The 22,891-nt window shown below is 74.2% G+C and carries 23 protein-coding genes; 5 read left to right on the forward strand and 18 right to left on the reverse strand.

Going from position 1 to position 22,891, the window contains the following annotated elements; all coding sequences use genetic code 11:
- Nucleotides 1-85: 85 nt before the first annotated feature.
- From HK417_RS11665 to HK417_RS11685, 5 genes are all read right to left on the reverse strand, one after another.
- The gene (locus HK417_RS11665; protein WP_222266571.1) at nt 86-1,732 is read right to left on the reverse strand and encodes a methyl-accepting chemotaxis protein; all 1,647 of its coding nucleotides are present in this window, start codon (nt 1,730-1,732) and stop codon (nt 86-88) included.
- 210 nt (nt 1,733-1,942) lie between these two features.
- Nucleotides 1,943-2,686 carry a trehalose-phosphatase gene (gene otsB / locus HK417_RS11670; RefSeq protein WP_222266573.1) on the reverse strand — a complete coding sequence of 248 codons (744 nt, stop codon included), beginning with the start codon at nt 2,684-2,686 and terminating at the stop codon, nt 1,943-1,945.
- Nucleotides 2,686-4,077, reverse strand: coding sequence for an alpha,alpha-trehalose-phosphate synthase (UDP-forming) (locus tag HK417_RS11675; protein WP_308123525.1), 1,392 nt, complete (start codon nt 4,075-4,077; stop codon nt 2,686-2,688). Before HK417_RS11675 ends, otsB begins: the two co-directional genes overlap by 1 nt.
- Nucleotides 4,078-4,207: 130 nt before the next feature.
- Complete coding sequence (locus HK417_RS11680; RefSeq protein ID WP_222266577.1) at nt 4,208-4,963, reverse strand: iron ABC transporter ATP-binding protein; 756 nt, start codon at nt 4,961-4,963, stop codon at nt 4,208-4,210.
- Entirely contained in the window at nt 4,960-5,517 is a 558-nt protein-coding gene (locus tag HK417_RS11685; RefSeq protein WP_222266579.1) for an iron chelate uptake ABC transporter family permease subunit, read from the reverse strand. The genes HK417_RS11680 and HK417_RS11685 overlap by 4 nt, the downstream gene beginning before the upstream one ends.
- On the opposite strand from HK417_RS11685, the gene HK417_RS11690 reads away from it, so the two are divergent.
- The 3 genes from HK417_RS11690 (at nt 5,502) to HK417_RS11700 (ending at nt 7,375) form a co-directional block, all read left to right on the forward strand.
- Complete coding sequence (locus HK417_RS11690) at nt 5,502-6,494, forward strand: aldo/keto reductase (protein ID WP_222266581.1); 993 nt, start codon at nt 5,502-5,504, stop codon at nt 6,492-6,494. The two genes, HK417_RS11685 and HK417_RS11690, sit on opposite strands and share 16 nt — an antisense overlap.
- Nucleotides 6,495-6,555: 61 nt before the next feature.
- Nucleotides 6,556-6,921, forward strand: coding sequence for a hypothetical protein (locus HK417_RS11695; protein WP_222266583.1), 366 nt, complete (start codon nt 6,556-6,558; stop codon nt 6,919-6,921).
- Nucleotides 6,914-7,375 (forward strand): hypothetical protein, encoded by a 462-nt coding sequence (locus HK417_RS11700; protein WP_308123526.1) that lies wholly within the window; start codon nt 6,914-6,916, stop codon nt 7,373-7,375. Before HK417_RS11695 ends, HK417_RS11700 begins: the two co-directional genes overlap by 8 nt.
- Before the next feature lie 45 nt (nt 7,376-7,420).
- On the opposite strand, the gene HK417_RS11705 is transcribed toward HK417_RS11700, so the two are convergent.
- Entirely contained in the window at nt 7,421-8,161 is a 741-nt protein-coding gene (locus HK417_RS11705; protein ID WP_222266585.1) for a hypothetical protein, read from the reverse strand.
- 158 nt (nt 8,162-8,319) lie between these two features.
- Between HK417_RS11705 and HK417_RS11710 the strand changes: the two genes are divergently transcribed.
- A complete protein-coding gene (locus HK417_RS11710; protein WP_308123527.1) occupies nt 8,320-10,650 on the forward strand; it encodes a SpoIIE family protein phosphatase in 2,331 nt (776 codons plus the stop codon).
- 11 nt (nt 10,651-10,661) lie between these two features.
- Here HK417_RS11710 and HK417_RS11715 read toward each other — a convergent pair whose 3' ends face one another.
- The 9 genes from HK417_RS11715 to HK417_RS11755 form a co-directional block, all read right to left on the reverse strand.
- Entirely contained in the window at nt 10,662-11,192 is a 531-nt protein-coding gene (locus HK417_RS11715; protein WP_308123528.1) for a flavin reductase family protein, read from the reverse strand.
- A gap of 45 nt (nt 11,193-11,237) precedes the next feature.
- A complete protein-coding gene (locus tag HK417_RS11720; RefSeq protein ID WP_222266587.1) occupies nt 11,238-12,176 on the reverse strand; it encodes a hydroxymethylglutaryl-CoA lyase in 939 nt (312 codons plus the stop codon).
- Nucleotides 12,177-12,296: 120 nt separating this feature from the next.
- On the reverse strand, nt 12,297-12,926 hold the full coding sequence (locus tag HK417_RS11725) for a TenA family protein (protein ID WP_222266589.1): 630 nt from the start codon (nt 12,924-12,926) through the stop codon (nt 12,297-12,299).
- On the reverse strand, nt 12,923-13,672 hold the full coding sequence (locus HK417_RS11730) for a glutamine amidotransferase (RefSeq protein ID WP_222266591.1): 750 nt from the start codon (nt 13,670-13,672) through the stop codon (nt 12,923-12,925). Before HK417_RS11730 ends, HK417_RS11725 begins: the two co-directional genes overlap by 4 nt.
- A gap of 65 nt (nt 13,673-13,737) precedes the next feature.
- The gene (locus tag HK417_RS11735; RefSeq protein WP_222266593.1) at nt 13,738-14,775 is read right to left on the reverse strand and encodes an ABC transporter permease; all 1,038 of its coding nucleotides are present in this window, start codon (nt 14,773-14,775) and stop codon (nt 13,738-13,740) included.
- A complete protein-coding gene (locus HK417_RS11740) occupies nt 14,772-15,554 on the reverse strand; it encodes an ATP-binding cassette domain-containing protein (RefSeq protein ID WP_222266594.1) in 783 nt (260 codons plus the stop codon). The genes HK417_RS11735 and HK417_RS11740 overlap by 4 nt, the downstream gene beginning before the upstream one ends.
- A 4-nt stretch (nt 15,555-15,558) precedes the next feature.
- Complete coding sequence (locus tag HK417_RS11745) at nt 15,559-16,584, reverse strand: substrate-binding domain-containing protein (protein WP_222266596.1); 1,026 nt, start codon at nt 16,582-16,584, stop codon at nt 15,559-15,561.
- 74 nt (nt 16,585-16,658) lie between these two features.
- Nucleotides 16,659-17,603, reverse strand: coding sequence for a carbohydrate kinase family protein (locus HK417_RS11750; protein ID WP_222266598.1), 945 nt, complete (start codon nt 17,601-17,603; stop codon nt 16,659-16,661).
- Entirely contained in the window at nt 17,546-18,385 is an 840-nt protein-coding gene (locus HK417_RS11755; RefSeq protein WP_308123529.1) for a BtpA/SgcQ family protein, read from the reverse strand. The genes HK417_RS11750 and HK417_RS11755 overlap by 58 nt, the downstream gene beginning before the upstream one ends.
- Before the next feature lie 198 nt (nt 18,386-18,583).
- Between HK417_RS11755 and HK417_RS11760 the strand changes: the two genes are divergently transcribed.
- Nucleotides 18,584-19,588 carry a LacI family DNA-binding transcriptional regulator gene (locus tag HK417_RS11760; RefSeq protein WP_222266600.1) on the forward strand — a complete coding sequence of 335 codons (1,005 nt, stop codon included), beginning with the start codon at nt 18,584-18,586 and terminating at the stop codon, nt 19,586-19,588.
- Between the two features lie 23 nt (nt 19,589-19,611).
- Here HK417_RS11760 and HK417_RS11765 read toward each other — a convergent pair whose 3' ends face one another.
- The 3 genes from HK417_RS11765 to HK417_RS11775 all read right to left on the reverse strand — a co-directional run bounded on the left by HK417_RS11765 (nt 19,612) and on the right by HK417_RS11775 (nt 22,796).
- A complete protein-coding gene (locus HK417_RS11765; RefSeq protein ID WP_308123530.1) occupies nt 19,612-20,697 on the reverse strand; it encodes a M20 family metallopeptidase in 1,086 nt (361 codons plus the stop codon).
- The gene (locus HK417_RS11770) at nt 20,694-20,927 is read right to left on the reverse strand and encodes a hypothetical protein (RefSeq protein WP_222266602.1); all 234 of its coding nucleotides are present in this window, start codon (nt 20,925-20,927) and stop codon (nt 20,694-20,696) included. Before HK417_RS11770 ends, HK417_RS11765 begins: the two co-directional genes overlap by 4 nt.
- Before the next feature lie 141 nt (nt 20,928-21,068).
- Nucleotides 21,069-22,796 carry a glycerol-3-phosphate dehydrogenase/oxidase gene (locus HK417_RS11775; protein WP_222266604.1) on the reverse strand — a complete coding sequence of 576 codons (1,728 nt, stop codon included), beginning with the start codon at nt 22,794-22,796 and terminating at the stop codon, nt 21,069-21,071.
- Nucleotides 22,797-22,891 lie beyond the last annotated feature (95 nt).

Below are 22,891 nucleotides of genomic sequence, written 5' to 3' on the forward strand. Positions count from 1 at the left end.
GCGAGCCTGCGAGTGGCGGGGGCAGGTGGCCCCCTTGCAGGGTCCCGCCGCGAGCCTGCGAGTGGCGGGGGGCAAGGGGGTCCTTCTAGTAGCTGAAGCGGCCCACCGTGGTGCGCAGGTCCGAGGCCATCTTCGACAGCTCGTCCACCGCGGCCCGGGTCTGCCCCAGCGCCTGCGTCGTGGAGCTCGCCGCGCCGGAGACGCCGGTGATGGTGCGGGCGATCTCGGTCGACCCGCCGGCGGCCTCCTGCACCGACCGGGACATCTCGTTCGTCGTCGCGGTCTGCTCCTCCACCGCCGAGGCGATGGTCAGCTGGAAGTCGTTGATCGAGGAGATCGTCTCGCTGATCCCGGTGATCGCCGCCGCCACGCTCCCCGCATCCCCCTGGATCGCCTCCACCCGCCGGGCGATGTCCTCGGTCGCCTTCGCCGTCTCCTGGGCCAGCTCCTTCACCTCGTTCGCGACCACCGCGAAACCCTTGCCCGCCTCACCGGCGCGGGCCGCCTCGATGGTGGCGTTGAGCGCCAGCAGGTTGGTCTGCTCGGCGATGCTGGTGATCACCTTCACCACGTTGCCGATCTCCTGCGAGGACATCCCCAGCTTGGTGATCGTCTCCGTCGTCGCCTGCGCCTCGGCCACCGCCTGCGCCGCCACCCGCGCCGCCTCGTTCGCGTTCTGGCTGATCTCCCGGATCGAGGCGCCCATCTGCTCCGCACCCGCCGCCACCGTGCCCACGTTCCGGGACACCTCCTCCGCCGCCGACGTCACCACCCCGGACTGCGCGGAGGTCTCCTCCGCCGACGCCGAGATCTGCGCCGACGACGCCGACAACTCCTCCGAGCTCGCCGCCACCGCGTCCGCGGAGCCGGCGACGGTGGTCATCAGACCGCGCAGGTTGTGCACGGCGGTGTCCAGCGAGGCGCCCATCAGGCCCAGCTCGTCGCGGGTGCGCAGCCCGCTGGACCGGGTCAGGTCGCCCTCGGCCAGCGCGTCGGTGACCGCCCGGACCCGTCCCAGACCACGGGCGATGCCCCGCGCGACGAGCACGCCGACGCCCAGCGCGACGGCGAGGCCGGCGATCAGCACGGTGAGCGAGAGGGTCAGCTGCGACCGGTACCGGTCCTGCGCGGCCGCGGCGGCCGCGCTCGCGTCCGCGTCCTCCAGGTCGGCGACCTGGTGGAGCAGGTCCTCCACCTCCTGCGCCAGCGGCGAGGCCTGGGCCGCGTTGGCCTCCATGAAGGCCGGGTGCTGCTTCGCCACCGCGAGCGGACCCACCACCGTCTGCGCCACCGTCACGTACTGGTCGAACGTCGTCGCGGCCTGGTCCACCAGTTCCCGCTCCTCGGCGTCCGGGTCCGCCGCGAGGTAGGCGTCCATGGACTCGTGGAACGGCTCCTGGAGCTGGGACATGCCGTCGAGCAGCTGCTGGGCCTGGACCGGGTCCGTGGTCAGGGCGACGTCCCGGATCTGCTTCCGGGCCTCGGCGACGACGACGACGATGTCGGCGGCCGCGCTGATCCTGGCGATGCTGCCCGAGTACAGGTCCTGGGTCGCCTCGGCGGAGCTGCTCAGCGCGGTGAGGCTCGACACCCCGATGCCCGCGGCGACCACGCCGGCCAGGCCGACCGCCGTGACGATCTTCGTGCTCACCCGGCGGTCGCCCCACCAGGAGGCCTTCCCTCCGGGACCGCGGTCGTCGGGGGAGAGGGCGGCGCGCGGACGGTCGGCCATGGGAGGCTCCTGGAGGTCGGGCGGGTAGAGGTGGCAGGTGCTGCCGGCGCGCGTTCGACGTCGAGCCGCTGGCTCCCCTACGGGTGCCTGCCCCAGCGCAGCACCGGGTTCATCGGCACGCCCGCGCACCACTACAGCCGGCCCGCGGCCCCTGCCCGCGAAAGCCCGGCGGGGCGCCCGGGAAGGCGCTTCGGAGCCGTGTCGACAGGCTCAGCCGGCGAGCGCGGCCACCAGACGCTCGAGCACCGCGCGGACGCCGGCGAGGTCGGGCACCCGGTGCGCGGCGTCCGTCGGCCCCGCGCCGACCTTGACGCCCAGCCCGTCGGCGTCCAGCGCGCGGAACGCGTCCTCGTCGGTCACGTCGTCGCCGAGGTACAGCACGCCGCGGGCGCCGAGCTCGCGGGCGAGCCGGGTGAGCGCCGTCCCCTTGTCGGCGTCGGTGACGGCGAGCTCGAGGACGTCCTTCCCCGGCTTGGCCGTGTGGTGCGGCCCGCCGGCGGCGGCGGCGCGTTCCAGCAGCGCCCGGCCGGCGGCCGGGTCGGCGACGGTGCGGACGTGCACGGCGACGGCGGCCGGCTTGACCTCCAGCCGGGCGCCGGGCACCGCGTCGACCAGCGGGGACAGGACCGCGACGAGCTCGTCGCGGGCGGCCTGCAGCTCGCCGGTCAGCGGCCCGTCGAACTCCGCCCCGTGGCTGCCGATCCACCGGAAGGGCCCGGTGAAGCCGCTGGTCTGCTGCAGGTCGGCGACGCCCCGCCCGCTGACCACCGCCACGGTGACGCCGTCGACCACGGCCAGCCGGGCGAGCAGCTCGGGAACGCCGGACTCGGGGACGGCGGCCGCCGGGTCGTCGACCAGCCGGGCGAGGACGCCGTCGTAGTCGCTGGCCAGCAGCAGCGGACGCCGGGTCGCCAGGTCGTCCAGGGCGCGGGTGAGCCCGGGGTCCAGGGTCATCAGGCCTGAGCCCGCAGCGAGTCGAAGAAGGAGTTGGCCCAGTGGTCCAGGTCGTGCCGGGCCACGTGCCGCCGCATCGCGCGCATCCGCTTGGTCGCCTCGGCCGGGTCCATCCGGAGGGCCCGGAGGAGCTGGTTCTTCACCCCGGCGATGTCGTGCGGGTTGACCAGCAGCGCCTGCTTGAGCTCCGCCGCGGCACCGGCGAACTCACTGAGCACCAGCACCCCGCCCAGGTCCCCGCGCGCGGCGACGTACTCCTTGGCGACCAGGTTCATCCCGTCCCGGTAGGGCGTCACGAGCATGACGTCGGCCGCCCGGTACATGGCGGCGAGCTCCTCGCGGGGCATCGACTGGTTGAAATAGCGGACGGCGGACCCGGCGATCGAGCCGTACAGCCCGTTGATGTGCCCGACCTGCTGCTCGATGGTCTCCCGCATCGTCACGTAGTGCTCGACCCGCTCCCGGCTGGGCGTGGCCACCTGCACGAAGGTCGTCTTCGGCGCCTCGATCGCGCCGTCCTCCAGCAGCTCCTGGAACGCCGCCAGCCGGACGGCGATCCCCTTGGTGTAGTCCAGCCGGTCGACGCCGAGCACGATCTTCTCCGGGCTGCCCAGCTCGGCCCGGATCTCCTTCGCCCGGGCGAGGACCTCCGGGGAGCTGGCCAGCTCGTCGAAGGACCGCACGTCGATGGAGATCGGGAAGGCCTTGGCCACCACCGTGCGGCCCTCGTAGGAGATGGTGTTGCCCTTGGTCGGCAGGTCGTGCAGGCGGCGGGCCAGGGTGACGAAGTTGCTGGCCGCGGTGGGCAGCTGGAATCCGATGAGGTCGGCGCCGAGCAGGCCCTCCACGATCGCCGAGCGCCACGGGAGCTGGGTGAACAGCTCGAAGGGCGGGAAGGGGATGTGCAGGAAGAACCCGATGGTGAGGTCGGGACGGCGCTGGCGGAGCAGCGCCGGCACCAGCTGCAGCTGGTAGTCGTGCACCCAGACGATCGCGCCCTCGCCGGCCACCTCGGCGGCCCGCTCGGCGAACCGTCGGTTGACCTGCACGTAGGAGTCCCACCAGGCCCGGTGGTACTCGGGCTTCTCGACGACGTCGTGGTACAGCGGCCACAGCGAGGCGTTAGAGAACCCCTCGTAGTAGCGGTCGACCTCGTCCTCGGACAGCGGGACGGGGACCAGGTGCATGCCGCCGGAGTCGAAGGGCGCGGGGGCCTCACCGGCCGAGCCGGACCAGCCGACCCACGCCCCGCCCTGGCCGGCCACGAACGGCTCGAGCGCGGTGACCAGCCCGCCCGGGCTGCGCTGCCACCGCGTCGTCCCGTCGGGGTCGGTGACCTGGTCGACCGGCAGCCGGTTGGCCACTACCACGACGGGGCTCTCGGCTGCCACTCGTTGCTCCCCGCGCTCGGCTGGCATTCCGTCGCCGACCCTACGCAACCCGGCGCCCGGGTGGCTCGTCCACCGCCCTCCGCCGGACCCCGCCTCAGCGCCGGCGGTTCCACGTGGAACGAGGTGCCGGTCAGTAGTAGACGGCGAGGCGGCCGCGTGGTCCGTCCACGACCTCGACCTCGGAGTCGAAGACCCTGGTGAGGACGTCGTCCGTCATCATCTCGTCCGACGTGCCGACCGCCACGACCTGACCGTCCTTCAGGGCGCAGATCCGGTCCGCGTAGTGCCCGGCGAAGTTGATGTCGTGCAGGACGATCACGATGGTCCTGCCCAGCTCGGTCGCGGCCCGGGCGAGGTGCTGCATCATCTGCACCGAGTGCCGCATGTCCAGGTTGTTCAGCGGCTCGTCGAGGAGGACGTAGGCCGTGTCCTGGGCGGGGACCATCGCGACGTAGGCCCGCTGGCGCTGTCCCCCGGAGAGCTGGTCGAGGTAGCGGTCCTCGAGGTCCCGGAGGTCCAGGAAGTCGATCGCCCGGCTGATGAGCTCCTCGTCCGCCGTGGTGAGCCGGCCCCTGGAGTAGGGGAACCGGCCGAAGCCCACGAGCTGGCGCACGGTGAGGCGCGTGACGAAGTGGTTCTCCTGGCGGAGGATCGAGACGATCTTCGCGAGGTCCTTGGAGTCGGTGCGCGCGACGTCGTAGCCGGCGACCTCGATCGTCCCTTCGTCCATCCCGAGCAGCCGCCCGATCATGGTGAGGAGCGTGGACTTCCCGGCCCCGTTGGGACCGACGAGGGCGGTGATCCCACCGACGGGGATGGTGAGGTCGAGCGGTCCGATCGCGACCTCGTCGCTGTACTTCTTGACCACCCCGGTGGCTGTGATCACAGGCGTCCCTTTCGGAGGATGTGGATCAGGAAGAACCCGCCCCCGCCGACCTCGATGATGATCCCGACCGATCCCTCCGCGTAGAACAGGTGGCGGAGGACGAAGTAGGCGCCGGAGAGCACCACGAACCCGGTCAGCCAGGCGACCGGGAAGACGTACCGGTGGTCGTGGGTGTCGGCGAGCTGGTAGGAGAGCATCGCCACGAGGAAGCCGAGGAAGGTCAGCGGGCCGACCAGTGCGGTGGAGACGGCCATGAGCACCGAGACCAGCAGCAGGACCTTCATCGTCTCGCGACGGTGGTCGAGTCCGAGGTTCACCGCCGCCTCACGGCCGAGGGCGAGGACGTCGAGCCGCCGGGCGTCCAGCCACAGACACCCACCGGCCAGCGCGACCAGCGGGACCGCGAGGGGCAGGTGGCCGGCGTCCGCGTTGGAGACGTTGCCCAGGAGGCGGGCGTGTGATCCGGCCCACCGCCCGCGCCGGCGCGGTTCCGGCCGCGATCCGGTTGCGCGCCGCCGGTCGGGGGCACGGGCAGGCCATGCAGACCCGCACACTCCGCGACCTGACCGTCTCCGCCCAGGGCCTGGGCTGCATGGGGATGAGCGAGTTCTACGGCACCGGCGACCAGGCGGAGGCCGAGCGCACCGTCCAGCGGGCGCTCGACCTGGGCGTCACGTTCCTCGACACCGCCGACATGTACGGCCCGTTCACCAACGAGCGGCTGGTCGGCCAGGCCCTCGCCGGCCGCCGGGACGAGGTCGTGCTCGCCACCAAGTTCGGCAACGAGCGCGGCGAGGACGGGTCCTTCCGTGGCATCAACGGTCGACCCGAGTACGTCCACCGGGCCTGCGACGCCTCGCTGCAGCGGCTCGGCGTCGACGTCATCGACCTCTACTACCAGCACCGGGTCGACACCGCGGTGCCGATCGAGGACACCTGGGGCGCGCTCCGGGAGCTGGTCGAGGCCGGCAAGATCCGGCACGCCGGCATCTCCGAGGCGGCGCCGGAGACGATCCGCCGGGCGGACGCCGTCCAGCCGGTGACCGCCGTGCAGACCGAGTACTCGCTGTGGAGCCGCGACCCCGAGGACGACGGCGTGCTGGCGACCTGCGCCGAGCTCGGGATCGGGTTCGTCGCCTACTCGCCGATCGGCCGCGGATTCCTGTCCGGGCGGATCCGCAGCGTCGACGACCTGGCCCCCGACGACTTCCGGCGGCACAACCCGCGCTTCCAGGGCGAGGCCCTCGTGCGCAACCTGGAGTTGGTCGACCGGGTGCGTGCGCTCGCCGAGGCCAAGGGCGTCACCGCCACGCAGCTGGCGCTGGCCTGGGTGATGGCCAGGTCCGGCGCGGACGGTGGCCCGACGATCGTGCCCATCCCGGGGACCAAGCGGGTGCGGTACCTGGAGGAGAACGCCGCGGCCGCGGACGTCGAGCTGACCGCCGAGGACCTGCGTGCCCTGGACGAGGCGGTCCCTTCCGGCGCCGCCGCCGGGGACCGCTACCCCGACATGTCCACCGTCCACCGCTGAGCCGCCCCACCCCCGGCAGGCAGGATGGGCGGGTGCACTCCCGTTCCTCCTGCCGCCTCCGGTGAGCACCCCCCTGGTGGTGGCGGCGACCGTCGTCGCCCTCGTCCTCGCCGCGCTGGGCGGGGTGAGCACCGGCCTGCGCCGGCGCATCGGCGCCGCGCACGTGGCCGGGGCGGCGCTGCTCGAGGCGCTGCTGCTCGTCCAGGCCGCCGTCGTCGTGGTGGGCATGGCCGGCGGCCATCGGCCGGCCGAGCTGGCCACCTTCCTGTCCTACCTGGTCAGCGTGGTGCTGCTCCCGGTGGCCGGGCTGCTGTGGGCGCGCAGCGAGCCGACCCGGTGGGCGGGGACGGTGCTCGGGGTCGCCGCGCTCGCCGTCACCGTCATGCTGTGGCGGCTGCTGGACCTGTGGGCGGTGACCCGTGGCTGAGCGACCGGGCCAGGAGCCGGCCGGCGCGCTGGGCGGTCCGGCCGCCGAGCCGGCGGGCGGGACGGTGGACACCTCCCGCGGCCCGGGCCGCGTGCTGGTGGCCGTGTACGGGGTGTTCGCGCTGGCCGCGGGCGCGCGGGCCGCGGTGCAGCTGGCCACGCAGTTCGACGAGGCCCCGCTGGCCTACCTGCTGTCCGCGCTGGCCGCCGCGGTGTACCTGGTGGCGACCGTGGCGTTGTCCCGCAGCGGGCGGCGTACTGCGCTGGTCGCCTGCACGGTGGAGCTGGTCGGCGTCCTCGTCGTCGGCACGCTCTCGCTGCTCGACCCGGCCGCCTTCCCGGACGAGACGGTCTGGTCGAACTACGGCCAGGGGTACGTCTTCATCCCGCTCGGGCTGCCGGTGCTCGGGCTGCTGTGGCTGCGCCACCAGGCGGAGGCCGACCGGCCCCGCTGACCCCCGGGGCCGGGGATCAGCGGGGCCGGGGATTAGCGGGGCGGGTCAGAACTCGCCGCCGAAGTCCCCACCGCCGAAGTCCCCGCCGCCGAAGTCGCCCCCGCCGTCGTCGTAACCGCCGCCGTCGCCGCCGTCCCCGGCGCCGTCCTGGTAGCCCTCGGCGTAGGCCTCCTCGTCGCCGCCGCCGAACAGGCCGCCGTCCCCGAGGCCGGTGTCGAACAGCGCGTCGGCCACAGCGGTGCCGACAACGACACCGGCGACCGTGCCGAGCAGGCTGCCGCCGATCATGCTGCCCATCCCCATGCCGCCGCCCATGCCGTAGCCGCCCCGGCCGTAGCCACCGGGGCCGTAGCCGCCGCCCTGGCCGTGACCGCCGCCGTACCCCGGGCCGCTGAAGGTGCGCTCCAGGAAGCCCGGCTGGCGGAACTCGGCCCGGGTCGCGGCGCGCGCCAGGGTCTGCGGGTCGTCGCCGCGGGGGCGCTCACCCGGCGGGACCGCCGAGGAGAGCTGCTCGAGGACCTGCCGGCGCTGATCGGGGGTGAGCTTGGCGAAGGCCTCGGCGTGCGCCGCCTCGACCTGGTCCGGGGGAGCGGTGCGCAGCAGGTAGCGGTAGCGCTCGATCGCCTGCTCGTCCGCCGAGCGGGCCGGCTGCCGTCCGTACCCCTGCTCCGGGTACTGCTGCCCGTACCCCTGCTGGGGGTACTGCTGCGCGTACTGGCCGCCGTGTCCGGGGCCGTACGGGGAACGACGCTCACCGCGACCGAACAGCCTGTCCAGGAGTCCCATGGCACGTCCTCTCCCGGGAGCCCGTGCTCCCGTCTCCGCCGCCCAGCACGACGAGTGGCACCGGCCGGGCGTTCCCGGCCTACCCCGGGTCGCCCGGCCGGAACCCGGGCGTCACCCTGTCGGTGGTGGGCAACCGAGTGCCTCGCTAATGTCCTGGCGTGCGGCAGGATCTCGGGACCTCGGCGGCCTCCGGCACCACCACGGTGCCACTGGGGGCCGCCGCGATGGTGGCCGCGGTCGGCGCACCCGTGACCGCGGAGGACAGCGACCAGCAGGCGTCGATCGTCGGGGCGGCCGAGGCGGCCGTCTCGGCGACCAGCACGCAGCGCGCAGCGCAGGCCGCGCTGCCCGCGGTGCTCGCCGACGTGCCGGTCGCCGTCCTGGTCATCGACTGGTCCTCGGGCACCGTCACCTACGCCAACACGGCGGCGATCGAGCTGGCGGGCAACGTCGGGCTGCCCGTGCCGGTCGACACCTGGGGAGCGGCGGCCGGGCTCACCGACCTGACCGGCGCCCCGCTCGCCAGCACCGGCAACCCGCTGTCCCACCTGGGCCAGGGGCGCCCGGTGACGGGCGAGGTCGTGCGCCTGTCCGCCCGGCGCAGCTCCGACGGCGCCCGCGCGACGGCGGCGGCGGACGACGCCGACCGGCTGTTGTGGGTCACCGGCTTCCCGCTGTCCGACACCACCAGCGAGCAGCAGCTGGCGCTGGTGGTCTTCCTCCAGCTGGAGGAGGGCGACGCGCTCGCCGACCCCGAGGCGCAGCTCCAGGCGCTGCGCGAGCGCGCGGTCGTGGCCACCGACATCGCCTTCACGATCACCGACCCCCGGCAGCCCGACGACCCGCTGGTCTGGGTCAACCCGTCCTTCAGCCGGATGACCGGCTACTCCTACGAGGAGAGCGTCGGGCGGAACTGCCGCTTCCTGCAGGGGCCGGCGACCGTCCAGGAGACCGTGGCGCAGCTGCGCGAGTCGCTGCAGGCCCGGCAGCCGGTCACCACCACGCTGCTCAACTACCGCAAGGACGGCACGGCGTTCTGGAACCACCTGTCGGTCACGCCGGTGTTCGACGGCGCGGGGGAGCTGGTCGGTTTCGTCGGCGTGCAGACCGACGTCACCGAGCGGGTGCGCGTCGAGGACGACCGGGCGACGGCGTTCGCCGCGGAGCGGGCGGCCCGCCGGGAGGCCGAGGCCGCGCACGCCGCCGCTGACCGGGCCCGGGTGGCCGCCGAGCGGGCGCAGAGCCGGCTCGCGCTGATGGCGGAGGCGACCGGCACCCTCATCGCCACCCTGGACCCCGACGACCTCATCCACCGGCTGGCGTCGCTGTGCGTGCCCCTGCTCGCCGACTGGGTGTTCCTGCTCCTCGTGGACGACCACGGCGGCGTCCTGCACACCGCCGCCCGCCACCGGGACGGGTTCGAGGTCGAGCTGACCGAGCTGGCCGCGCTGCACGCGACCAACCTGCCGCCGGAGTCACCGAGCCGGCGCACCCTGGCCACCGGCGAGCCGGTGCTGGTCGAGGAGATCACACCCGAGTGGGTGGACCGGGTGCTCGTGACACCCGAGACCCGCCGCCTCTTCCACCGGCTCGGCGGGACGTCGGCGATCGTCGTGCCGCTGGTCGCGCGGCGGCGGACGCTCGGGGTGATGTCGCTGATCGCCAGCAGCGCGGACCGGCGGTTCGGGCCCGAGGACGTCGACCTGGCCCGCGACCTCTCCCGGCGGGCGGCCCTGGCGATGGACAACGTGCGGCTGTACCAGCAGGAGCACTCCGTCGCCGAGACGCTGCAGCGGTCGCTGCTGCCGGTGCTGCCGGAGATCCCCGGTCTCAGCGTCGCCGGGCACTACGTCAGCGCGTCCAGCGCCGCGGACGTCGGGGGCGACTTCTACGACCTGCTGCAGCTGCCCGACGGGTCGGTGGGCATCGCGATCGGCGACGTCGTCGGCCACGACGTGGCCGCGGCCGCCGCCATGGGTCACCTGCGCGGCCTGCTGCGCGCCGTGGTCTGGGACGCCGGGGACGCCGACCCCGGCGAGCTGCTCGGCCGGGTGGACCGGCTGGTGCAGGGCCTCCACGTGGCCCCGCTGGCGACGATGGCCTACGCGCGGGCCGTCCGACCGGTGGCCGAAGGCGACCCGTGGCGGCTGACCCTGGCCAACGCCGGCCACCCGCCGCTGGCCCTGCGCTCACCGGACGGAACGGTCCGGCTGCTCGACGGGATCACCGGGATGTTGCTGGGCGTCGACGAGACCGCGCACCGGGCCTCGACGACGGTGGACGTCGTCCCCGGGTCGACGCTCGTGGCCTTCACCGACGGGCTGATCGAGCGGCCCGGCCTGGACCTCGACGCCGGGATCGCCGAGCTCGTCGACCGGCTGGCCGCGGCGCCGGCCGACGCGTCCCCGGCCGAGCTGTGCCTGTACGCCGTCGGCCCGGCCCCGGACCGCCGGGACGACGTCGCCGTGCTCGCCGTACGGTTCTGCTAGACACCCGCCGTTCAGGCCAGGGGGTCGCCCTCCAGCAGGGCCGACTGCAGGCCGTAGTTGCCGCGGTGGAACAGCAGCGGGGTGCGCCGGGCGTCCGCGCCGAGGTCCAGCACCCGGGCCACCACGATGGTGTGGTCACCCCCGTCGTACTCGGCCCACAGCTCGCTGTCGATCCAGGCGACCACCCCGTCGAGCATGGGGGAGCCGTGCGGGCTCGGCGCCCACGCGACGCCGGCGAACTTGTCGGTGCCGGAGCGGGCGAACTGCGCGGAGAGGTCGCTCTGCTCCTCGGCCAGGACGTTGACGCAGAAGCGCCCGGCGTCCCGCAGCTGCGGCCAGGTCCGGGAGCTGCGCGCCGGAGCGAACGCGACCAGGGGAGGGTCCAGGGACAGCGAGCTGAACGACTGGCAGGTGAAGCCGATCGGCCCGGCCGGCCCCGTCGCGGTCACCACGGTCACCCCGGAGACGAAGTTGCCCAGCACGCTGCGCATGACCTCCGGGTCCACCACGGGAGGGGGGACGTGCGCCTCGTCTGCCGTCACGACCCCGATCCCATCACGGACCGGCCGGACCGGCCGCGGCCGCCCTCAGGCCGGGACGACGGCACCGCGGGGCACGTTAGGCCCCCCGGCCCGGTACAGCGAGCTGGGCAGCGGGTGGCCGACGGCCCGCTCGGTGACCGCCGCCGCGCCCAGCAGCGCATCCAGGTCGATGCCGGTCGCGACCTCCGCGTCGGCCAGCCAGTAGACGAGCTCCTCGGTGGCGATGTTGCCGCTGGCGCCGGGGGCGAACGGGCAGCCGCCGAGACCGCCGACCGAGGCGTCCAGCTCGGTCACCCCGGCCTGCACGGCGGCCAGCGCGTTGGCCTGCCCGGTGCCGCGGGTGTCGTGGAAGTGGGCGCCCAGGGGCGTGCCGGGGCAGGCGCGGCGGACCGCGTCGAACAGCCGGAGCACGCGCACCGGCGTCGTCGTCCCGATCGTGTCGCCGAGGCACAGCGCGTCGGCGCCGGCGGTCACCGCGGCCCGGGTGACGTCCACGGTGCGGACGACGGGGGTGCGGCCCTCGAACGGGCAGTCCCAGGCGGTCGCGACGATGACCTCCAGCGAGCCGCCCGCGCCGTGTGCCAGCTCCGCGATCTCGCCGACCGCGGCGACCGCGGCCGCGGTGGGACGCCCGGCGTTGGCCCGGCTGTGCGAGTCGGAGGCGGAGACCACGTACTCCAGGTGCGCGATGCCGGCGTCGATGGCCCGCACCGCGCCTCGGGTGTTGGCGACCAGGGCGGAGAAGTGCACCCCGCCGAACCGGTGCAGCTCGGCGGCGACCTGGTCGGCGTCGGCGAGCGCCGGCACGGCCCTCGGCGAGACGAACGAGGTCACCTCGATCCGCCGGACGCCGGTGGCCACCAGTGCCTCGAGCATCGCGAGCTTGCCGGCCAGCGGGACCGGGTCCTCCAGTTGCAGGCCGTCGCGCATGCCGACCTCCCGCACGTCCACCGCGGTGGGCAGCACCAGGTCGAAGTCGTTCACGCAGGCCTCCTCGGACGTCGTCGTCCCGGTCATTCTGCGCCTGGTCCCGTCCGGCGCCGGTTCCACGTGGAACCACCCGGGCGGTCATGGTGGCCGACATGGCCCCCGGGGGAGGGCGGGTCAGGCGTGGACGGCGTCGTGGAAGGCGATCTCGGCCTCCAGCACAGCGCTGAACCAGCGGTCCAGCGCCTCGTCGGGCACCGCGACCGGGTCGAGCGCGTCGACGTCCGCCCGCAGCGCCGCGACCTGGCCGAGGAACGTCTCCTCGGCGTGCAGGTCGATCCAGGCCTGCAGGTCCGGGTGCCGCCCGGCCGGGACGGCGGCCGCCGCGGTGCACCAGCGGGCGTACATCGTCTCGGCCGCGAGCATCCCGGTGAGCGCCGCGGGCCGTCCGGCGTCGCCCACCTGGCCCAGCACGACGTCGGAGAGCACGGCCGCCCGCGCGAGCACCGCCGCCCCGTCCGGCACCGGCCAGCGGTGCCGGAGCCCGGCGAAGTAGTCCCGCTGCTCGGTGACCAGGTTGGTCAGCGACCGCGCCGAGGGCAGCAGCTCCGCCCAGGTGGGCGACTCCCAGACCACCCGGCCGAGCACCCGGGAGGCGGTCAGCACGAACGCCTCCTCCACCAGCAGGTACCGGGCGAAGTCGGCGTCGCTCAGGCTGCCGTCGGTGGCCTCGCAGACGAACCGGATGCCGCACGCCCGGTCGAGCAGCGCGGCGTGCCGCTCGAGCAGGGCGGCGGACCGGCTCACCCGCGGACCAGCCAGCGGACCAGCCCGTCGAACAGGTCGGTGTAGCCCTTCCACTCCTCGCAGAAAGCCGGCGGCGCCCAGTGCGGCGAGCAGTCGGAGGTGAACACCCCGGCCCGGCCGCTGCCGAACGGCGCCACCGCGACCAGCGGGTCGTCGCCGACCCGGGCCGGCACCTCGGCGCCGTCCTTGGCCACGACCCGGTTGTAGCCCAGCAGCAGCGGCCAGTCCGCGCCGGCGCCGCCGAGCGCCGGGTGCTCCGGGTCGTCGACGGTGGGGACGATGCCGGCCGGCTGCTCGACCCGGTCGTCCTCGGCGAGCATGGTGACCGGCAGGACCTCGGCCAGCACCGTCTGCCGGAACGCCGCCCGCGCCTGGAACCCGCTGAAGGACAGGTACCCGCCGATCATCAGCAGCGCGCCTCCGTCGGCCACCCAGTGACGCAGGGCGGCGAGCCGGTCCTGCCCGGGCACCGAGCCCTCGAAGACGCCGGGGGCCAGCTGGATGGAGTTGGCACCGATGTCGGAGAGGACCACCAGGTCGTACCGGCCCAGGGCGGCGGCGTCCCCCGGGAAGTCGGTCGGCACCCGGTGCGCGGGGAGGTGCACCACCTCGTGTCCGCGGGAGGTCAGGGCGTCGCGCAGCGGGCCGACGCCCTCCACGTAGGAGTGCACGGAGAACTCGTCGACGCCCTTCACGTGCGTCGAGGTGGTCATCCAGCTCTCACCGGCGATCAGGATCCGGGCCATGGTCAGGTGTCCTTCCATAGGGGGGCGCGCGGCGAGCGCACGGGGGTGGTCGGTCGGGGGAGCGGTCACCGGGCGCCCGTCAGCTTCCGCAGCACGGAGCCGAGGTCCGCGCCGCGCAGGTTCACCCAGATGACGACCACGAGCACGGTGCCGGTGATGATCGGCGTCAGGTACGGGCTGACGCTCATCAGGGTCAGCCCGTTGGCGATGACCCCGGTCAGGACGGCACCGATGAGCGTGCCGACGATCGTGCCGCGGCCGCCGAGCAGGCTGGTGCCGCCCAGGACGACGGCGGCGATCACGGTGAGCTCGAAGCCCTGCGCGGAGTTCGCCGACCCCGAGCCGAGCCGGGCGGCGATGAGGATGCCGGCCACGCCCGCCGCGAGGCCGGAGAAGCCGAGGGCGGCCATCTTCACCAGCCGCACGTTGACCCCGGCCCGGCGCACCGACTCCTCCGCCGAGCCGATGCCGATGACGTACTGGCCGAAGCGGGTGTGGTGCAGCAGCACCACACCGAGGACGGCGAAGGCCAGCGCGATCCAGGCGCTGCTGGACAGCCCCAGCCACCGGGCCGTGCCGAGCCGGGCGAACGCCGTCCACGACTCGATCGGCACCGAGAACCCCTCGGTGGTGAACAGGGCGAGCCCGCGCACCACCGAGAGCGTGGCCAGCGTGACGATGAAGGCCGGGATGCGCTGGTAGGCGGTGAACCAGCCGTTGACCAGCCCCCAGCCCAGGCCCATGGCCAGCCCGGCGAGGAACACCAGCGAGGAGTCCCAGCCGGCGACCAGCAGCTGCGCGCAGGTCGCCGAGACGAACGCGACGATCGACCCCACCGACAGGTCGATCTGCCCGGCGGTGATCACGAACGTCATCGCGACGCCGACGATGAGCGCCGGCGCGACCTGGGTCGCCAGGTTGGACACGTTGCCCAAGGTCAGGAAGTTGTCGGTGGCCAGCGCGAAGAAGACGAACACGAGCAGGGTCACCGCGGCCATGACCAGCGTGGCCTTGTTGGTGCGCTCCCACCAGGTGCGCTGCTGGGCGAGCCGGGCCACGGCCGGGGCCGGGCTGCCGGTGGCGCGTGCGGTGGTCGCGGTCACGCCGTCGCCTCCTGCTCGGTCTGCGGGGTGTCGGCCGGGTCGGCGGCCACGCCGGTGCGGGTGATCAGGCCGACGAGCGACTCGATGTCGAGCTCGCCGATCGGCACGTCGTCCACGCTCTGCCCCTCGTACATGACGGTGATCCGCTCGCAGACCCGGAACAGGTCCTGCAGCCGGTGGGTGATGAGGACGACGCCCACCCCCTGGGCCGCCACCGCGGTGATCAGCCGCAGCACCGACTCGACCTCGGCGACGGCCAGCGCCGCCGTCGGCTCGTCGAGGATGAGCACGTCGGGGGCGAAGGAGACCGCCCGGGCGATCGCCACCGTCTGCCGCTGACCACCGGAGAGCGTGCCGATCTCCTGGTGCGTGCTGGAGACCTTGACGTGCAGGTCGGCGAGGATCTGCGCCGCCTGCTCGTGCATCCGGCGGCGGTCGATGAACGGGCCGCGCCGGGGCTCGCGGCCCAGGAACAGGTTGCTCGCGACGTCGAGCGTGTCGCACAGCGCCAGGTCCTGGTAGACGATGCCGATCTTCTCCGCCTGGGCCTCGGCAGGGTTGCTGAACCGGATCGGGCGGCCCTTGACCCGGATCTCGCCGTCGTCGTGCTGGACCGCGCCGGCCAGCACCTTCATCAGCGTGGACTTGCCGGCGCCGTTGTCACCGACGAGGCCGAGGACCTCCCCGCGTCGCAGGGTGAGGTCGACGCCCCGCAGCGACCGCACCGGCCCGTAGGACTTGGTGATGCCGGTCAGCTCGACGAGGAGGTCCTCGGACATCGCCTCAGCCCTCCAGGTAGAAGGTGTAGTCGTCGACGTTGTCCGGGGTCACGATCTCCGTGGGCACCGGCTGGTCCTTCTCGACCGGGTTGCCGCAGGCCAGGTCGATCGCCGAGGCCATCGCGTGGTAGCCGAACTCGAAGGTCTGCTGCTGCACCACTCCGGTGATCCAGCCGTCCCGCAGGCCCTCGACGGCCGGCTCGGACAGGTCCCAGCCGACGACCTTGATCCGGTCCTGGGCGCCCTGGCTGCGCACGGCGGCGGCCACGCCGATCAGCGCCGGCTCCCCGGTCGCGTAGACGTACGGGAGGTCGGGGTTGCCGGTGAGCAGGTTCTCGGCCGCGGACTGGGCGGTCTCCTGGACGTTCTTGCCGTCGACGATGGTCCCCACGGTCATCCCGCCGGCGGTGACGGCGTACTGGAAGCCCTGCTGGCGCTCGAGCTGGATGGTGGAGTTGAGCGCGCCGACGATGCCGACCTCGCCCTCGCCGCCGGACTGCTCCAGCAGCGCCTCGCCGAGCTGCGCGCCACCCTCGGCGTTCGCCGTGCCGACCTGGGCGTCGATCGTCGGCTCGTCGACGATCGCGTCGACGGCGACCACCGGGATGCCGGCCGCGTCGGCGGCCTGCACCGAGGGCTTGATGCCCTCGGTGTCGATGGCGTCGACGATGACCGCGTCCACCCCGTTGGCGACGAGGGTGTCGATGGCGTTGGCCTGGGTCACCGAGTCGTCGTTGCCGCTGATGATCTGCAGTTCGACGCCCTGCTCGTCGGCCATCGCCTGGGCGGCCTGGTTGATCTGGTTGAAGAACAGCGCCTGCAGGTTGATCGTGACCAGGCCGATCTGCAGCGGGCCGTCGGTGGGCTCGCAGCCGGCCGGCTGCACCGAGGACTCGGGCAGCGAGCCGCCGGCCGCGGGGCTGCTCGCGGCGGCTGAGCCACCGGAGGACGACGACTCGGGCGGGGCGCTGTCGCAGGCGGCGAGGGCCAGCAGGCTCATGCCTGCCACGAGGGCGAGGGGACGCTTCACGGTTACTCCTACAGGACCGGGTCGGGACGGGACGGCGGTGCGGTCGTGCGGGTGGTGCGTCGGTGGGCGGGACGTCAGGGGGACGGCGTCGCGGCGGGCTGCCCCAGCGCGGCGTCGACGAGGGCGGGCGAGGGCGCCCCGCGGGCGCCGGGGACGGTGCAGGAGAGGCTGGCGGCCGCGCCGGCCCGGACCGCCGCCCGGGCCGGGGGGAGACCGGCGTCCAGCCCGGCGAGGTAGGTGCCGGTGAAGCAGTCCCCGGCACCGGTGTCGTCGACGACGTCGACCTCCAGCGCGGGCTCGGTGACGAGCCGGCCGTCGGCGCCGTGCAGGGTCCAGCCGGCCGGCCCGTCGGTCACCACGAGCGTGGTGCGCCGGCCGGTGGCCAGCTCCTGCCAGCTCGCCGCCGGGACGTCCAGCAGCTGCGCCAGCCGGGCCCGCCCGACGACGACGTGGTCGGCCCGGCCGATCGCGGTCAGGGCGTCCGCCCGGTCGTCGCAGCCGTCGAGGTCCACCGCGAGCGTCACCCCGGGGCGGGCCGCGCCGGCGAGCGCCGCGGCCCGGTAGCCGTCGAGGCAGAGGTACCCGCCACCCGCCGCGGCGAGCCGGTCGGCCACGGCGGTGACGTGGGCGGCGTCCAGGGCGTCGTCCTGGCTGACCACCGACCGCCGTCCCTCGCCGTCGACGAGCACGATCGCGGTGGACAGGAACGCCGTGCGCGCCGTCCACCCGACGTCCGCGCCGTCGGCGGCGAGCTCGGCGAGGAACCGGTCGGACAGCGGATCGGCACCCACCACCCCGGCGAACGCGACGTCCGCGCCGGCGCGGGCCGCAGCGGATGCGGCGTTCGCGGCCATGCCGCCGGACAGGTGCTCCACCGCGGTGGCGTGCACCCGCTCGTCCGGGCGGGGGAAGCGGGGCACGCGCCCGACGACGTCGAGGTTGGCGTACCCGCAGAAGACGATCACCGACCGGCCGCCAGGGCGACGGCGCGCACCTTCTCCGGCGCGGCGCGACCCCACCAGCGGCCGTTCTCCTTCGCCGCCGAGGCCACGATCGCCCCGTCGCACTCACGCAGCAGCGGCCCAACGTTCTGCGGGTCGATCCCGCTGCCGATGATCACGGGGAGCTGCGTGTGGTCGCGGATGCCGACGACCTCCTCGACCGAGGTGGCGTGACCGGTGCGGGAACCGGTGGCGATGAGGACGTCGGCGTCGAAGAACTCGGCGTCCTCGGTCTGCTCGGCCAGTGTCCGGTCGGCGACGATCGCGTGGGCGCCGTGTTTCACGTGGACGTCGGCGAAGACCTTCACCGGCCCGGCCCCGATCGCGTGCCGGTAGCGGGTGGTGGTCGCCGCCTGACCCTCGATGACCCCCTCGTTGGCGACGTAGGCGTTGACCCACTGGTTGACCCGGACCCACCCGGCGCCGGCGGCCCAGGCGGAGGCGACGGAGCACTGGCCGGCGTTCGACAGCACGCTGACACCCACCGAGGGGCCGAGCTCGGCCACCACCGCGGCAGTGATGACGCCCATCGCCGCGGCCACCTCGTAGCCGTGCTGCCCGGGCTTGAGGAAGGGCAGGTCCCAGTGGTTCTCGACGATCACCGAGTCGAAGCCGTTGTCGACGTAGGTCCGGGCCTCCTCGACGGCGAACCGGCAGAGCTCGGCCACCGGCTGGCCGCGGTAGGACGGGCTCCCGGGGAGCGGGGGCAGGTGCACCGCACCGACCAGCACCTTCTCCGAGGCGAACAGCTCGGCGATCGCCGAGGGCTTGCGGGGGTAGACCCCGAGCGGTCCGGTCACGTCCACGACTCCGATGTAATCGATTGCCCAACCAGGGGAACGCTAGCGCCCCGGGCCCTGGTGCAGTCAAGAGGCAATCGTTTACATTCAGATTGCGGCTGGTCGGTCCCGCGTTACCGTGCTGACACGTGCACTCTGCGGGGTCGCCGCGGCCGCGTCGGGCAGGATGACGCCGTACCGCGACGGACGGGAGGGCGCGTGCAGAGGGTGACGATCCGCGACGTCGCCGAGCGGGCGCAGGTCTCGACCGCGACCGTCTCCCGCGCCCTGTCCGGGGCCAAGCCGGTCAGCCCGGCGGTCCGCGAGCAGGTGCAGCGCGCCGCCGACGAGCTCGGCTACGCGGGCAACGGCATCGCCAGCGCCCTGCGGCGCAGCCGCACCGACACCGTGGGCATGCTGGTGCCCAGCATCGCCAACCCGTTCTTCACCGGCCTGGTCGAGCACGTCGAGCACACACTGCAGCAGGCCGGCCGGCAGCTCTTCCTGTGCTCGTCACGCTCCGACCCGGAGCTGGAGGCGCAGCGGCTGCGCAGCCTGGTCGCCCGGCAGGTCGACGGCATCATCATCAGCCCGGTGCACGGCAGCCTGAGCACCCCCGCCGTCCAGCGCGCCGCCCGGGAGCTGCCCCTCGTGCAGGTCGACCGGTACGTCTCCGGCGTCGACAGCGACTGGATCGGGGTGGACGACGACGCGGCCCTGGACCTGGTGATGACCCACCTCGCCGAGCGCGGCGTGCGCAGCGCCGCCTTCGTGAGCTCGCAGCTGACCAACTCCTCCACCGAGCTACGGCTCGCCGGGTTCCGCCGGCACGCCGCGCGGCTGGACGTCGCGGTGCCCGCGGGGCACGTCCTGCTCGGCGAGTACTCCATCGAGTGGGGACGGCAGGCCGCCGCCGGCCTGATCGCCGCCGGGAGGCTGCCGGACGCGGTGGTGTGCGCCGACGACCTCATCGCGCTGGGCGTGCTGCAGGCGTGCGCCGCGGCCGGCGTCGCCGTGCCCGGCGACGTGCTGGTCACCGGGTTCGACGACATCCCCTACTCGGCGCTGTCCGCCCCGCCGCTGACCACCGTCCACCAGCCCCAGGCCGAGATCGCGGCCGAGGCGGTGCGGCTGCTCTCCCGCGTGCTGGGCGACGAGCCCACGGCGCACGACCGGGTGGCGCTGCGCCCGTCGCTGATCGTGCGGGCGAGCACCGGCGGCTGATCGCGTTCCACGTGGAACGCCGCTCAGCGGCCCCAGCGGGTGAGCACGTCCCCGAAGGCGGTGACCGCCTGGTGCACTTCGGCCAGCTCGACGTACTCGTCGACGGCGTGCATGACCGCCGGGGTGCCCGGCCCCCACACGACGATCGGGGCCCGGCCGGTGACGCCGGTGAGCACCGACGCGTCGGTGAAGTAGGTCGCCGGCGTCCGCTCCACCGCCGCGGGCAGGCCGGTGACCCACGGGTCGTCGGCGGGCGTGCGCACGGGCGGCAGGTCGACCAGCACGTCGATGCCGGCCACCTCGGGCTGCTGCTCCCACCAGGTGCGCAGCTGCTGGCCCGTGCCGACGGTGCGCTGGTCGACCACCAGCTCGGCCCGGTCGGGGACGACGTTGGGCACGGTGCCGCTGCGCAGCACGCCGGGGTTCCAGGTCTCCCGGCCCAGGAACGGCTCGGTGCCCAGTGGCAGGTGCTCACCGGCCCGGCTCAGCACCGCGACGAGGTCCAGGAGCGCGTTGTGGCCGCGCTCGGGGGTGCTGCCGTGCGCGGCGACGCCCTCGGCCCGGACCCGGAGCCAGAGCGCCCCCTTGTGACCGAGCACCACGCGGTTGCCGGTCGCCTCGGGGACGACGACCGCGCCCACGGCCAGCTCGGCGACCGCGCCGACCGCGGCCGCGGCACCGCGGGAGCCGGTCTCCTCGTCGCTGGTGAGCAGCAGGGCCACCGGGGTCCCCGGGTCCGCGGCGGCCACCGCGGCGGCGGACGCGACCACCCCGGCCTTCATGTCCGACCCGCCGCGGCCCCAGATCCGCCCGCCGTCCAGCTCGGCGCTGAACGGGTCGCGCTGCCAGCTGCCCGGATCGGCAGCCGGGACCGTGTCGACGTGGCAGGCCAGCAGCAGCCGCGGCCGGTCCGGCGCGGCGGGGGAGGTGAGCAGCGTCCACGGCTGGTCCCGATCGGTGCCGTCCCGCCGCTGGAGGTGCGGTGCGGCGGCGAGGACCGCGTCGGCGATCGTGCCGAGCACCGCCCGCTGCGCGGCGGCGTCCCCGGAGACCGTCGGGGTGCGGACGAGCTCGCGGAGCAGGTCGACGGCGTCCACGGCGCGACTCACGAGGAGTACTGGCAGGCCTGGCACAGGCCCGTGTCGTCGGGGACGTCCTCGACGGCGACGATCTCGACCCACTGGCCGCACAGCCCCGGGACCTGCTCGCTCGCCTCGCGCGCGGCCCGGCCCGGGCCCTCCGCGACAGCGTGCAGCGGCCCGGTCCACCGCGCGGCCGGCGGGACCTGCTGGGGATCCGGAGCCACGCCGTTCAGCGCGCGCCCGACGAGGTTCGGCATGCGCCCAGCCTGCCCCCTCACCGCCCGGCGCACCCACCGGGGGCGGGCGCCGGCGTCCGACCGCAGCAACGCCTGTCCCCGCACACCGACCCTCGTGCGGGGGGACAGGCGTTGATCACGTCACCTGATCGACGCTCGCTTTCAGTGCAGGGCTCGGCCCACTGCCACGGCTCGGGTGTCGGGGGCGGCGGCCCGGACGGCGTCCGCGGCCTGGTCGTCGGCCGCCTCCTGCGAGCGGCGCTCGGCGTCGACCCGGGCGCGGTAGCTGTCCACCTCGTTGGTGATCCGCCCCTCGTCCCAGCCCAGGACCCCGGCCACCGCGCGGGCGACCGGCTCCGCCGAGTCGACCCCGCGGTGCGGGGTCTCGATGGAGATCCGGGTGCGGCGGGCAAGCAGGTCGTCCAGGTGCTGGGCACCCTCGTGCGCCGCGCCGTACACGAGCTCGACCATGAGGTACTCCTCGGCGCCGGGGACCGGCTCGAGCAGCGTCGGGTCGTCGGCCGCCAGCGAGAGGACCTCCGGGGTGAGCGACCCGTACCGGTTGAGCAGGTGCTCGGCGCGGAAGTGCGGGATGCCCCACCGCTCGGAGAGCGCGTCCAGGGAGTTGAGCATCGCCGCGTAGCCCTCGGCCCCGACCAGCGGGATGTTCTTGGTGACGCTGGGCGGGACCGGCCGGGTCACGTCGTCAGCGACGGCGTCCACCGCGTCGGCGGCCATCGGCCGGTAGGTCGTGTACTTGCCGCCGGCCACGGCGATGACGCCGGGCATCGGCCGGGCCACCGCGTGCTCGCGGGACAGCTGGCTGGTCAGCTCGGACTCGCCGGACAGCAGCGGGCGCAGGCCGGCGTACACACCGGTGATGTCGTCGTGCGTGAGCGGCACCGCCAGGACGGCGTTGACGTGCTCCAGGATGTAGTCGATGTCGGCCCGAGACGCCGCGGGGTGCGCCTTGTCCAGCGTCCAGTCGGTGTCCGTCGTCCCGACGATCCAGTGGCTGCCCCAGGGGATGACGAACAGCACGGACTTCTCGGTGCGCAGGATCAGCCCGGTCTCGCCGTTGATCCGGTCGCGCGGGACGACGATGTGCACGCCCTTGCTGGCGCGCACGTGGAACCGGCCACGGCCGCCGACCAGGGTCTGGATGTCGTCGGTCCACACGCCGGTCGCGTTGACCACGACCTCGGCGCGGACGTCCACCTCCTGCCCGGTCTCGACGTCCCGGACGCGGACGCCGGTGACCCGGCCGCCGGCGTGGTGGAAGGCCACGACCTCGGCGGAGTTGAGCACGGTCGCGCCGTACACGGCGGCGGTGCGGGCGACGCTGAGAGTGTGCCGCGCGTCGTCGCCCTGCGCGTCGAAGTAGCGGATGGCGCCGACCAGCGCGTCGGGCTTGAGCGCCGGGAAGAGCTTGCGGGCACCGGTGCGGGTGAGCTGCTTGTGCATCGGCATCGGGGCCGACAGCGCGCCCATCCGGGCCAGTCCGTCGTACAGGGTGATCCCGGCGGTCACGTACGGCCGCTCCCAGTGCTTGGTGAGCGGATAGAGGAAGGGCACCGGCTTGACCAGGTGCGGCGCGAGCCGGGTGACGCTGAGGTCGCGCTCGTGCAGCGCCTCGCGGACCAGGTTGAACTCGAAGGACTCCAGGTAGCGGAGCCCACCGTGGAAGAGCTTCGACGAGCGGGACGACGTGCCACTGGCGAAGTCGCGGGCCTCGACCAGCGCGGTGCGCAGGCCGCGGGTGGCGGCGTCCAGCGCGACACCCGCGCCGGTCACCCCCGCTCCGACGACCAGGACCTCGAACTGGGTCGCCGCGAGCTCAGCCCAGGCCCGGGCACGCTGCTCGGGGCCGAGCGGGGGGACTGCGGTCATTCGGACACCTCCGACGGGACGGGCTCGGGATCCACGTTAGGCGGGGCGGTTCTCCACCGTCGACGTCTCGTGTTCGACATCGTCGGACGGATCTG

The sequence above is a fragment of the Modestobacter marinus genome (assembly GCF_019799945.1).
Lineage (GTDB): Bacteria > Actinomycetota > Actinomycetes > Mycobacteriales > Geodermatophilaceae > Modestobacter > Modestobacter marinus_B.